This is a genomic window from Brevibacillus fortis (genome assembly GCF_046196545.1).
GTDB classification, from domain to species: domain Bacteria; phylum Bacillota; class Bacilli; order Brevibacillales; family Brevibacillaceae; genus Brevibacillus; species Brevibacillus fortis_A.
The window spans coordinates 3466850-3479642 of sequence record NZ_CP176370.1 but is presented as its reverse complement, the minus strand read 5'-3'; the positions used below and the strand labels follow the sequence as shown (position 1 = coordinate 3479642).

Genomic DNA, 12793 nt, shown 5'->3' with positions numbered 1-12793 from the left:
TGAACGACTTAGGAGGTGAATCAATTGGGAAAGAACAACAACAGCAAAGACCTCGGGAAAAATCGTGGCAAAACGCTGGATGAAAATGATCGCAACACAAACTTGCGACAATCGAACCATAATGATCGAAATGAAGGAACGTCAAAAGACCGCTGAGCAATCAGCGGTTTTCTACATTGATACAGGTCATGATGTGATATAATAGGTTTTGTTTTTTTCTAGCGAGTGGAGGGAAACGTATGACGGAACCGATGCAGAATGTACAGCCGGTGACCTTGTCGTCACAGGCGTTTTTACTTTTGTGCAGACTATATGATGGCTGCTATGACGAATTGAAGCAAAATGAGCAGGTTGGCGAGCTCGTGGAGTCCATCGGTGATATTTTGTTGGCGGGCGTAGAGACGTTGCAGAAGCAGGAAACCAAGCCGAAAAATATTACCTTTCCACTTACCGTGCAGCAAGCATTTTTCTTGCGTCGGCTCGTGATTGAGCTGTTGGCTCAGTCGCCGACGGACAAAGAAGACCGAACGACGCAATGGCTGCAGGAATGTGTGACAGCACTCGCTGGAGGCGGTGTCCAACCTGATGTCAAGCACTCGTGAGCTGCATGTGATTACGAGCGGACGGCATTCGCTTGATGACGTATTGCGAATGGCAGAAGCTGCTTATGCAGGTGGTATGAACTTTTTACACATACGGGAAAAACAGCGTACGGCAAAGGAATGCATGGACTGGGTAAAGGCATTGGCGAATGCCATCCCCCTTTCGACCTTGATTGTGAATGATCGGGTAGACGTGGCAGCTGCGTCGGGTTGTGCCGGTGCTCACCTGGCATACCATAGTCTGTCTCCTGCGGAAGCGAGAATGGTGCTTGTGACTGGTCAAAAAATAGGGCGTTCCGTCCATTCCGTGGAGGAAGCAGAGCAAGCCATAGCCGAAAAAGTCGATTATTTGCTCTACGGACATATTTTTGCGAGTGGTTCGAAGCCGGGTCTTGCGCCAAGAGGAACAATCGAACTCGCGCAAATGACGGCAAGATGGCATGTGCCGATCATCGGACTCGGCGGAGTCACACCGGATCGAACGGCGCAAGTTTTGGAAGCCGGGTGTGCGGGCATTGCTGTCTTATCGGGGATCACTGATGCAACTGATGCCAAGTCAGCAGCCAGCGCTTATCGAGAGGCATTGGATCGTTGGGAGGGAAAATAAAGTATGCGAGATAGACAAAGGCTTCGGGAAAAGATGGGTGTATACTTTGTCGTTGGTACGCAGGACTGCGGGTATTCCAGCGAAAAGACCGTGCAAATTGTGGAAGCAGCATTGCGCGGAGGAGTGGGCACGCTTCAGTTACGTGATAAAGGAAGCAAGTTAACGGCTCGGGAACAATATGAGCTGGGCAGACAATTGCAACAGCTATGTCGTGAACACGATGCCGTATTTTTGGTGAATGACGATGTGGATCTGGCGATTCGTTTGCAAGCTGACGGCGTCCATGTCGGGCAAGATGACATGGCGTTGTCGGAAGTACGAGTTAAAGTTGGCTCCGAGAAGTACATCGGTGTTTCGGCAGGAACGGTCGAAGAGGCGATCGCTGCCCAGAACGGTGGCGTTGATTGTATCGGTGTAGGAGCGATGTTCGCTACACGGTCCAAGGCAGATGCTGGCGAGCCTATCGGACCTGTGGGGCTAAAGGAGATCCGTAAGGCAGTCGGTAATGACTTGCCTATCGTCGGAATTGGTGGCATTACACTGGAAAATGCTTCTGAAGTGCTGGCTGCCGGGGCCGATGGAGTCGCGATTATTAGCGCGATCAGCCAGGCCGAATCACCTGAAGAAGCAGCACAAACGTTACAGCGGATTGTACGATCTCGTTAGCACGGACAAAGCGCCGATTACATATGGTAGGGTAATAGAAACAAACCAGGATGATGCGATATTGGCGATCAAAAGGAGGTGAAGCCGATGAAAAATCGGATTTACCGTATCGGATATGAATGGGTGAGCAAACGGGAATTGCTCGAGAGATTGTTCATGACCGATTGCATTCTTATCGAACACAAGCGAATGCATCCCCCACCGGAGGATCAAGATACGGATTTGCCACCAGAAAAGGAAGTTCATGCTGTTTTGGTTCGTAGCCAGCGCCGCCCGGGCGAATGGGTGACGTTTAACGGGCTATACGAAATACAGTCGAGAGAGCCTATCCCTTGGATAGATTCACCACTGGAGTACCATCAATTCGGAGTAGAATTGATTCCAGGTAATATTCGCAGGGAAAAAGCACCTCAAGGCAGGATACCCGCACGAACCAAGCTGCAGATCGCAGCTGTGCGACAAGATACGGTATTTGTCACTGTTCCTGGGCATCCATCTCGGCGCTACGAAATGTCGTTGGCTCACGCGCGTTTTGCCAAGGATAACCCGACAGAATTGGAAATGAAGCTGCAAGTATACGCTTTTCCTCCACGTAATGATATTTTTGTGGATTGGTTATTGAAAGAAGGGCGTAAAACAGGAATAATTACGCGCCCCAATCAGGAAAGGGTAGAAAAATCAGCTTTTCAGGTGTGGGAGGATCTACGCCAAGAATACAGCATTAGTGTCAGTGCGGCATTGATTGCGATTAAACAGGCACTCATTGTTCTGGATCGTGCTGGAGTCGAAACTGACTTCCCATACCCGGCCCAAGAGCGATCGGATTTATCCTTGTTCAGCGAATCGGAGCGAGATGCCTTTTATTCCTACCAATCCGTTCGATGCGCGATGGCCGCTGTCGCTGCTCTGCTGACGGTAGACCCCAAAGATCCGTTGCAGGATATACTCTTGATGGATATCATGCTCGAGCAACAAATCAACCGCAGGCGCGAATAGCGTTTGCGGTTTTTAGGTTTTTCACAAAAGTAGTAGTATAATGGAAGTTGGTAGATGAACCCAATGAAAAGGATGTGTGACCATCATGTATGTATCCATGAACAGACTGACTGTACCAGCAGACTACCAATCCCATTTGGAACGCGCATTTGGTAATGGGGGAGAACGGATGAAGGAGGTTCCGGGTTTTTTGGAGTTCCTTTTCCTGGCACCAACGGAAGGTGACGAATACATCGTATTTACGAAATGGACAGATGAGGAATCGTTTAAAAATTGGACAGAAAGCGAAGCTTTCAAGCGCGCGCATACAGGGACTAACCCAAATAGCCCGGTAAAATCGGATTTGCGCAATTACGCTGTCAAATCCCATTCATAAAGCGAAAGCATTTGTCTCTGCGGGGCAAATGCTTTTCGGATGATTGAATAATAAACATACTTTACCTTTTTATGCTCGATCGTGATATGATAGAAAATGTTCGGAAAGCGTTTTCAGTCAAACATGATCAGGAGGTGAAGGTGTCCGAAAAAGGCAATAGATAACTCGCGATAATAGGATGCTAGCCGAGATTGTTTGTCTGTAAGGATAAGAAGAGAACCTGATTGGATGGTGTCATTCTCTGCACCAGGATATCATCAAGCCGCTTTACATCTTGTCTCATTTACGTCCATAATAGAGCCTATACATACTTGGAAAAATAGCCTCAATGAAGCACGGAGAAAAGGAGCCAGAGTGTTTTGAAAAATCGAATAAGTAAGTATCTTACTCATTTGGTCCCTGCGGCGGTGGCCAAGACGTTTTCCTTTCTTTCAGATCATCATTACTCTGCTTTGCTTCTAGAAGACCGCGAAAATACAGAGGCTTTGTTTGTTCAGCAAATCACGAAATGGATTGAAGTAGTAAAAGTAATCGACACGTATGCATTCGAACGAGAATTGAGCGAAATTGCGTACAAATTTTCGTTGCTCGGAATGAATCTGACGTATTTACAGCAATTTCTGCGCAAGTGTCGAGATGTTATTATGGAAGAAATGAATAACAACGCATTTTCTCTTGCCGCGACGGATATGGAGCGAGTAGAGCTTTTGCAAGGACAAATTCGTCTCTATCAATCGATGGACTACATTTTGCATCAAATGGACGATGTCTTCAACAAAAGTTCACATCAATTTCCAGTTGAAAAAACACCAACTTCTCCTACAAGTACGGCCAAAGGAGAAGATGTTACAATGCTCGCTGAACAGGAGCTTGTTCAATTGGTTCTTCAATCCAGTGATATTGCCGTCTTGATGATCGACCGCCAATTAAGAGTCATTGAAGCGAATTACGCTGTCTGTCATTTATTTGGCGTAGATCGCAATCAGCTTATTGGTCAAAACATTGATCATGCCCTTCGTCCTCATATAAGCGAGCGTTTTGTCCAGTGGGTAATTGAACGCGGGCAATCCGGCCATTATGTTGCGGAATACAGAGGTAAATGGACGACGGTAAGTACGAGCCCCATTTATTACGGTGGAGAGATGTGGGGAGCGATCGCCGTTCTTCGGAATGTTACAGAAAGCAAAAAGTATGAAGAAGAATTGAGCAAGCGTGAAGCGCTGGCAGCTGTTGGGCAGCTGGCTGCTGGGATGGCGCATGAGATTCGAAATCCACTGACAGCCATCAAAGGCTTCATTCAGTTGTTGCGGGAGCAAGGGGAAGCAAATCGTAGTGAATCTTATTTTTCTGTCATCTTAACGGAAATTGAACGCATTGATGGGCTATTGAACGATGTCCTTGTTTTGGCCCGGTACAGGGATGATAAAATCGTATCGGAACGTTTCTTAGTGATGGACGAGTTACATGGAGTCATTCGTTTACTGGAGCCAGAAGCGAATCGAAGAGGCATTAAGCTAGAGCTGGACATTGCACAAGGCGAGTGGTATGTGTTTGGTCATCGTTCGCGAATCAAGCAAGCCATCTTGAACATCTTGAAAAATGCACTTGAAGCTTTGATGACCCAAGGCAACCTCGTTCAAGTGAAAGTGTATTCCTCTCTCAATCAAGTCATCATTGTTGTGGAAGACAACGGACCTGGTCTATCAGATTCTTGCCTGCAAAATTTATTCGTTCCTTTTTATACGACTAAACAAGAGGGAACGGGGTTGGGCTTGTCTACGACACAACGCATCATCGCGGATCACGGTGGCGAACTCTATGCGGAAAACTCTCCGAAACTGAAAGGAGCGCGTTTTGAGATTCGTTTACCTCTTTCAATTTCCTGAAAAAACAAAAAAGGATTGTGACTGTAGACGGATCGAATATCCGTCTTTTTTTATGTTCAAATGAGCAGATGGTCCTATTTGTAAAAAAGTTGCAAGTCTTTCGAATCAATCTTTTTGTGAGTTGTTGTCAAGGCCTGTCGATCAGTGGAATAATTTACAAAACGGTTACAATTTGAACGGAGTTGAACAAGGGTGATTCGGATGCTGAAAAAAAACGAAATGAGGTGGAGCTACTGGGAGGTTTGGTATGAGGAAACGGAGCACCTTTACACCGTTCATTACGGAAATGTCGGGGAAATCGGCGACTATTTTGCTGTTGTAGCGGAGCATATCGAGGGAAGGCCTGACGAAGTTTTGCAGAGCTGGGCAGAAGAGATGAAAGAACAAGGGTATCAGGTTATGAAAGAGAACGATTTCCATCCGATGATCATTCGCTTTCCCCATTTATGTGAGTCAGAGATTGAGATGCGCTATTTGATCGAACAGCTGTTGGACGAATGTTTGGGAAAGACAGGGAATGGCCACAGCGACGGTGGGGAAGACAGCGAGAGGACTTTGGCAGTGATTTGCCGTGTGATCGATACGAAGAGAGCGGCTGCTGCTGTATTTGAAGCGATGTCCAGCGCACAGCTGGTCGAAGGGTTTTCCATCAGTATAAAGCAGGAGGATGGAAACTTGATTCCACTTAATCCTCCTGCCTGAAACTGTCTGATTTATTTCACGATTTTGTGCCGCAGAGCTTTTGCCACTGCCTGCGTACGATCCTCGACACCCATTTTTTGCAAAATCCGATGTACGTGTGTTTTTACTGTGCCTTCTGAGATAAATAAGTTTTGCGCAATCTGATCATTTCGATAGCCATCTGCAATTTGTTGAAGTACATCCAACTCTCGATCCGTTAGTTCGTCTAGCAAAACTGAATGGGGAGAGGTAGTCGAATCGGAAGTTTCAGGTTGACCTTGTAGAGCTTCGGCAAGGGCTTTTGCAGCTGTCACGGTGTGGAAGAGGGCTTCTCCCTGATGGGCTCTGCGAATTAGATCAAGCATTTCCTGAGAGTCGGCATCCTTTAACATATAGCCGACGGCTCCAGCACGAATCCCTTCCACCACATAATTGTGATTGTCAAAGGTGGTAAGAATCAATACCTTCGTGCGAGGATGCTGCTGCATGATTTCTCTTGTAGCTTCAATACCAGACTTGTTGGGCATCTGAACATCCATCAAGACCACATCAGGTACGAGGGCGCCAATCAGTTCTACAGCTTCCACGCCATCGGAAGCTTCCCCAATTACTTCCATATCGGATTGCATTTGAATGACATAACCCAAACCTTGGCGAATCATGGTTTGGTCATCTACTAGGACCACGCGAATGGCTCCTTCTTTTTGTTTACTGGTCATGTTCGCATGCTCCTTTCAGGTTCAGTCTGGCGAATCGGAAAACTGAAATCGAGTTGGAATCCGTGGGGCTCTCGAATGCGATAAGCGAGAGTTCCGTTCAATAACTGAATTCGTTCAGATATGCCAGTTAGGCCAAAGCCAGGTTTGATTTTTTGGTCGCTTGTGATGCTTCCATCGTCTCGAATGGACAACAAAAGGATGTCCTTCTTTTGTTCAATGATGACGAGAATTTCTTTTGCGTCAGAATGACGTAGGGAATTGGTGATCGCTTCTTGTAAAATTCGATAAAACGTAATCGTCATTTCTTGAGAGAGCGGAATGTCGAGATCGGAACAAATCAGTTCCATTTTTATTCCTGTATGCTTTTGAGCCTGCGACAAGAGAGCTCGCAGAGGCGTAAGTCCCAAAGAGGTTTTATCCAGAGCCAATGTATGGACAGACGTGCGAATATCCTCCAGACTTTGCTTGGCAACTCCGAGCATGTTGCGCACGGCTTCTTGTGCGTTGTCAGGTCCATCCTGCAACATATACTTCAAGGCATGTAACTGGACAATGAGTGAAGTCAAACTATGGCCTAATGCATCGTGAATATCACGGGCAATTCTCGTTCGTTCTTCAAGAACCGCTACTTGAAGGGAATGAAGCGCCGCTTCTTGAAGTTGTAAGTGCGCCTCTTGCAACTCTGTATGTGCTTTTTGCAGCTGCTCTAAGTGCTGTTGGTTGGTTTCATATGCTTCTGTTTGAATTCGATAGCCACGTGCGCCGATGTAGCAACCCACATACGTAAGAATATAAGAGATGATGTGCGTGAATTTCAGGTTTTCTTCAAAATATAAAAAAAGCGTACTGCACGTACCAAAAAAAGTAGCATAAGCCAACGCACGGCGTCCATGAATGTGAAACCCGATAAAAACAGCGAGTGGGAGCATCAAGCCGAAGCCCTCACCACCTAAGAGGAGAGACTTAAGTAACGAGACCATTCCAAGCACGACTGTCACGAACTCGAATTGGAAAGGCTTCCATTTTTTCTTGGAAGTCCAAAATACCACAAGGTAACAAATAAATAGTACAATGGTAAGAGAAAATTGCAACGGTGTTTCCCGTTTAAACGAATCAGGAAGCAAAGCTAAAACAATTAAGATGGAAAACCACATGATCAGTAAACGTTTTTGTATGGCTTTCATCATTATCTTCAACAATGAGAAGTCCTTCTTTCTCTGCCGAATAATCACTTAACTTCATTCTAGCATGCGTTGTCGTCTATCTCCAGATAGATAAATCCCTTTCAGAAATCTACCCCTGGGTAGACTTCACTACATATACATTTCAGTAGAATTATTTTTGGGAAATAAACGATTAATTATGGGTGTGGAGTGGTAGTAAGGATGGCAAGGGAGGTTCTCATGAAAGAACTGATTCAGTTGGCAAAACTCCTGCAAGAAGCCAGTGTTTTGTTTACCACGATTTCTGAGCAAGAGCTGGATACAAGCGATGTAACCTGGCAACAGGTCTTGATTCTGGAGCAGCTTGGAAACGGGCCAAAAACGATGGGGGACATAAGTAAGACTGTCGGTCTTTCATACAGCACAACTTCCGGTCTCATTAACCGGTTGGAGCAGGAAAACCTGGTACGCAGGTTCCGAGACCAATCAGATCGACGAGTTGTGTGGGTGTCACTGACAGAGCGTGTATACCAACAGCGAGATGTGAAATGGGGAAATTCACAAACCGTCTAAAAATGGTTTCATCCCTTGATATTTCGTTAAACGAAATGTTAATCGAGGTTCACCTTATTCATTTCGTCAAGCGAACTATTACTCACAGAAAATTAGCAGATATATAAAGAAGAGGTGAGTGGATTGAATCTTTCTGAACTATCGATTAAACGCCCGGTCACCATGATTATGTTGACTCTGGCCATGATGATTTTTGGTTTCGTTTCACTGCCTCGCTTGTCGATTGATCTCATGCCGGATCTTAACTTCCCGGTTGCTGTCGTGGTTACATCCGTTGACGGCGGATCTCCGAGTGAGGTAGAAAAACTGGTAACGAAACCGATTGAGGACGCACTTGCAACGGTATCCGATTTAGATAGTATACAATCGGTATCGATGGAAGGCGCTTCGCAGGTTATCCTCATGTTCAACTGGGGGACAGACCTTGATCAGGCGACTCTCGACATGCGGGAGAAGGTAGATCAGGTTCGTGGCTCTTTGCCTGACTCAGCCAGAGCGCCACGCGTACTGCGTATTGACCCGAACAGTACACCGATCATTGAGTTTGCGGTGACGGGTGAGCAAGACATCAACAAATTGAAAAAGATGGCAGAGGATATGATCCAATCACGCCTGGAGCGTATTGATGGGGTCGCATCTGCTTCCATCAGCGGCGGACAAAGCCGGATCATCGATGTTACAGTCGACCCAGCCAAACTAGCGGCGTACGGACTGTCACTTGACCAAGTTCAGCAAGCTCTACAGACCAGCAACTTGTCAGGTTCCGGTGGAGCCGTACGCGAGGGTGACGCCAAGCTCAACATCCGTGTCCAAGGTGAGTTTGCCGATATCGAACAAATCGCGCTGACACCAATCTCTGTCGGAGGAAACTCTATCAGACTCAGCGATATTGCCGAAGTAAAAGACACGAATCAAGATGTAACGCAAATGAGTTACGTAAATGGAACACCTAGCTTGGGTATTAAAGTGACAAAAGCTTCTGGCGGAAACACCATTGAGGTAGCAGATAATGTAAAAGCTGAGCTAGAGAAAATCAAAAGCGAGCTGCCAGAAGGCGTAGAAATCATTACGACTCTAGATACATCCATCTACATTAAGGATTCCGTTTACACTACCGCTGAACATGCCCTGTTGGGTGGCGGTATCGGTATGATCTTGCTGTTCTTCTTCTTGGGCAGCTTGCGATCCATGGTTATTGCGGTCATCGTTCTCCCCGTATCGATCGTTGCTACGTTCTTGCTGATGTACATGACTGGACAGACGATCAACCTGATCTCCCTCTCTGGTTTGACATTGGGATTGGGATCATTGATTGACTTTGCAGTTGTTATGCTCGAGAATGTTTTCCGCCATCGAGAACAGGGAAAAGGCATGATGGAAGCTGCTTTGGATGGCTCCAAAGAAGTAGGTACGGCAGTTATGGCTTCGGCTTTGGCGCAAATTTGCGTATTCTTGCCGATTGCCCTCACAGAAGGTATTGCTTCTGAGTTGTTTGGACCACTTGCATTGACGGTTGTTTACTCACATATTGCGGCGCTTGTATTCTCTATTTTGCTCGTGCCGATGCTGAGTTCGAGAATTTTGAACAAAATTCCGTCGCATACGCATCATGAGAACTATCGTGGAATCAATCCTGTTACTTGGTTCAACATTGGATTTAGCAAAGTAGAAAAAGGCTACCAAAGATTGTTAAAATGGTCATTGGGCCATCGTAAAACGGTCATGATTTCTTCGGTTGTCATGATGGTGGGCTCTCTTGCATTGACGCCATTGATCGGGGCAGAGTTTATCCCGGCGATGGACCAAGGTCAAGTAAATATCTCCATCAAAATGCCAAATGGTACCGTTCTGGCTGAAACAGAAAAAGTAACCAGACAAGTAGAAGAAATTGTTAACACGGTACCGGAGAAGAAAATTGTTGCGACTTCGGTTGGCAGCAATGCATCACCAATAGCGAGCACATTGTCATCCAATCAGGGAACGATCAGCCTGATGCTGGTAGATCTCGACCAGCGCACACGTTCCTCCAATGAAGTTGTGATGGATCTCCAGGCAAAGCTGAAAGATATTGCTGGACCTGAAATCAAGGTAAGCGCACCAACGGGTATGTCTACGGGTTCCCCAATCCAACTAAAGGTTAGCGGGGATGATCTGGCAGTATTGAAAGACATTAGTGGTATCATTAAAGGTGAAATTGAGAAGGTATCTGGTACGAGTAACGTAACAACCAGCTTGGAAGAATCAAGACAAGAGCTGGAAGTGAAGATCGATGCTGAGAAAGCGAGCATATACGGATTGACGACAGGACAAATTCTCTCGAGTGTTCGCACTTCCTTCCAAGGTCAAACGGTAACGTATTATCGTACAGGTGATGACGAGATTGACGTCAACCTCAAGCTGCCGAAAGAGTTTCAGGAAGATATCAACTTCTTGAACAATATGCGAATTTCCGCTCCAGGTGGAGCACAGATCGCGCTGACCTCAGTTGCGACTATCAGTAAGATAGATGTGCCTGTATCGATTAACCGTGCCAACTCAAGCCGTGAAGTTCAAGTAACGAGTGATTTGGCAGGGCGTGACTTGAGCTCTGTCACACGGGAAGTGCAAGAGAAAATCTCGAAGCTGAATCTCCCGGATGGCTACAAAGTAGATTTTGGCGGGCAAAGTGAAGAAATGATGGAATCATTCAGCAGCCTTGCTCTCGCGATTGTACTGTCAGTTGTGCTTCTCTATATGGTAATGGCAGCACAGTTTGAATCGTTCTACACCCCATTTATCATCATGTTCTCCGTGCCACCGACCGTTACAGGCGTTCTGCTTGGACTATTGGCGACAGGCACAACGATCAGCGTTGGTGTTCTGATCGGGTACATTTTGTTGATCGGTCTGGTCGTGAACAACGCGATTGTATTGATCGACTACGTGAACCAATTACGTGCAAAAGGTATGGAGCTGTTTGATGCGATCCTGCATGCTGGGCCGATTCGTCTTCGTCCGATTTTGATGACGACACTCACCACCATTCTGGCGATTGGACCGCTCGCGTTTTCTGGCGGTGCTGGATCTGAGACGAATGCACCAATGGCCGTGACGGTTATTTTCGGTCTCGGATTCTCTACATTGATTACACTGGTTCTGGTACCTGTCGTTGCTTCCTGGTTTGATGATTTAGGGAAAAAGAGACGCTTGAAGCGCCAGTTAAAGCTAGAAAAGAAACTAGAAAAGAAACAAAAGAAAATCAATCCCGCTTTGGAATCGTAAGACGTTTGTGGGAAGAGGAGGGACATACATGAAACTAAGTAAAAAACCCGTCATTTTGGCATTGCTGGCTATCACGCTAGTGGCAGGGTGCTCCAACCCGCAAGCGGAAACGCCGCCTACGGAAACAGTGGAAGCGGCAACCCCTGTACAGGTTGAAACGGTTGCAACGGGCACAGTGGTATCAGATTCTGGTCTCACGGCAAAGCTGGCGCCGAGTGAGGAAGTGCAAGTCTCCCCGAAAATGGGTGGGAAAATTTCTTCCCTGCCAGTGAAACTGGGCCAATACGTGACAAAAGGTCAAGTATTGTTCAAGCTCGATGAAAAAGATCTGGTGAACGGTGTCAAACAAGCAGAAGCAGCCTACAACGTATCAAAAGCGAGCTTAAACCAAGCAGGCAGCAGCTCTGATCAAGGCTTGGTTCAAGCGAAAAATAGCCTGAAGCAGGCAGAAACTGCCCTTCAGGATGCAAAAGTAAACCAGCAGCGGATGCAACAGCTCTTTTCACAAGGAGCGATTTCCGCTCAGCAGATGGAACAGGCAAACTCCCAACTGACAACGGCACAGACCTCTTATGATAACGCGCAGCAGGCAGTGCAATCTGCCGGGCAAAAAACGAGTGTGCAAGTTTCCGAAGCTTCTGTACAGCAAGCGCAAGTAAGCCTGCAGAATGCTCGTGAGCAATTAGCGAATGCGACTGTGACGTCTCCGATCAACGGATATATTTCCAGCGTAAACGGCGCAGTTGGTCAAATGGCAGGTCAGCAACCAGTTGTGGTTGTTGTTAACACGAACCCACTTCTGGTAAAAGCGAATCTGTCAGAAGCAGATATCACAAAAGTAAAAGTAGGAACTACCGTAAAAGTAAACGTACAATCGACAGGAAAAACGATTGATGCCAAAGTATCGGCGATGAGCCCAGTAATGGACACGCAGCTGAAGGCATACCCAGTGGAGATTACGATTCCAAACCCATCCAATGAGCTGAAGTCGGATATGGTTGTGAATGTAACCTTCCCATCGGTTGGGGAAAGTGGAACAAAATCGATCGTTGTAACGCGCGGTGCAGTTTTTGATCGCGATGGTAAGCAGTATGTATTCAAACTGGAAGGTGACATTGCAAAACAAGTCGAGGTCACTACAGGCAAATCCTCCAGTGATCAGATCGAAATTTTGACAGGCTTGTCTGCCGGCGATAAGATCGTGGTAAAAGGGCAAACACTGCTTCAAGATGGCGGCAAAGTCACTATTCAGTAAGAAAAAGA

Annotated in this window: 13 protein-coding genes; 11 read left to right on the top strand and 2 right to left on the bottom strand. The window is 46.5% G+C overall.

Annotated elements, in window-relative coordinates; translation table 11 throughout:
• The first annotated feature begins 24 nt into the window (after positions 1–24).
• The 8 genes from ACKKE8_RS17205 to ACKKE8_RS17170 all read left to right on the top strand — a co-directional run bounded on the left by ACKKE8_RS17205 (position 25) and on the right by ACKKE8_RS17170 (position 5835).
• Positions 25–156 (top strand): hypothetical protein, encoded by a 132-nt coding sequence (locus ACKKE8_RS17205; protein WP_409174149.1) that lies wholly within the window; start codon positions 25–27, stop codon positions 154–156.
• Positions 157–239: 83 nt separating this feature from the next.
• Positions 240–602 (top strand): hypothetical protein, encoded by a 363-nt coding sequence (locus ACKKE8_RS17200; protein WP_409174148.1) that lies wholly within the window; start codon positions 240–242, stop codon positions 600–602.
• A complete protein-coding gene (locus ACKKE8_RS17195) occupies positions 586–1209 on the top strand; it encodes a thiamine phosphate synthase (protein ID WP_409174147.1) in 624 nt (207 codons plus the stop codon). Before ACKKE8_RS17200 ends, ACKKE8_RS17195 begins: the two co-directional genes overlap by 17 nt.
• Positions 1210–1212: 3 nt before the next feature.
• On the top strand, positions 1213–1875 hold the full coding sequence (gene thiE / locus ACKKE8_RS17190; protein WP_409174146.1) for a thiamine phosphate synthase: 663 nt from the start codon (positions 1213–1215) through the stop codon (positions 1873–1875).
• Between the two features lie 87 nt (positions 1876–1962).
• Positions 1963–2871 (top strand): hypothetical protein, encoded by a 909-nt coding sequence (locus tag ACKKE8_RS17185; protein ID WP_409174145.1) that lies wholly within the window; start codon positions 1963–1965, stop codon positions 2869–2871.
• An 85-nt stretch (positions 2872–2956) separates the two neighbouring features.
• The gene (locus tag ACKKE8_RS17180) at positions 2957–3247 is read left to right on the top strand and encodes an antibiotic biosynthesis monooxygenase (protein WP_007727197.1); all 291 of its coding nucleotides are present in this window, start codon (positions 2957–2959) and stop codon (positions 3245–3247) included.
• A 359-nt stretch (positions 3248–3606) separates the two neighbouring features.
• Positions 3607–5133: a two-component system sensor histidine kinase NtrB gene (locus ACKKE8_RS17175; protein WP_409174144.1), complete on the top strand. Its 1527-nt coding sequence runs from the start codon at positions 3607–3609 to the stop codon at positions 5131–5133.
• Positions 5134–5325: 192 nt separating this feature from the next.
• Positions 5326–5835 (top strand): hypothetical protein, encoded by a 510-nt coding sequence (locus tag ACKKE8_RS17170; protein WP_409174143.1) that lies wholly within the window; start codon positions 5326–5328, stop codon positions 5833–5835.
• An 11-nt stretch (positions 5836–5846) separates the two neighbouring features.
• Here the strand turns inward: ACKKE8_RS17170 and ACKKE8_RS17165 are convergent, their stop codons facing one another.
• Both ACKKE8_RS17165 and ACKKE8_RS17160 read right to left on the bottom strand, forming a co-directional pair.
• A complete protein-coding gene (locus tag ACKKE8_RS17165) occupies positions 5847–6533 on the bottom strand; it encodes a response regulator (protein ID WP_409174142.1) in 687 nt (228 codons plus the stop codon).
• A complete protein-coding gene (locus tag ACKKE8_RS17160) occupies positions 6530–7765 on the bottom strand; it encodes a sensor histidine kinase (protein WP_409174141.1) in 1236 nt (411 codons plus the stop codon). Before ACKKE8_RS17160 ends, ACKKE8_RS17165 begins: the two co-directional genes overlap by 4 nt.
• Before the next feature lie 171 nt (positions 7766–7936).
• On the opposite strand from ACKKE8_RS17160, the gene ACKKE8_RS17155 reads away from it, so the two are divergent.
• From ACKKE8_RS17155 to ACKKE8_RS17145, 3 genes are all read left to right on the top strand, one after another.
• On the top strand, positions 7937–8269 hold the full coding sequence (locus tag ACKKE8_RS17155; protein WP_007727206.1) for a MarR family winged helix-turn-helix transcriptional regulator: 333 nt from the start codon (positions 7937–7939) through the stop codon (positions 8267–8269).
• Between the two features lie 123 nt (positions 8270–8392).
• Positions 8393–11530 (top strand): efflux RND transporter permease subunit, encoded by a 3138-nt coding sequence (locus tag ACKKE8_RS17150; RefSeq protein ID WP_409174140.1) that lies wholly within the window; start codon positions 8393–8395, stop codon positions 11528–11530.
• A gap of 28 nt (positions 11531–11558) precedes the next feature.
• Positions 11559–12785: an efflux RND transporter periplasmic adaptor subunit gene (locus ACKKE8_RS17145; protein ID WP_409174139.1), complete on the top strand. Its 1227-nt coding sequence runs from the start codon at positions 11559–11561 to the stop codon at positions 12783–12785.
• Positions 12786–12793: the final 8 nt, after the last annotated feature.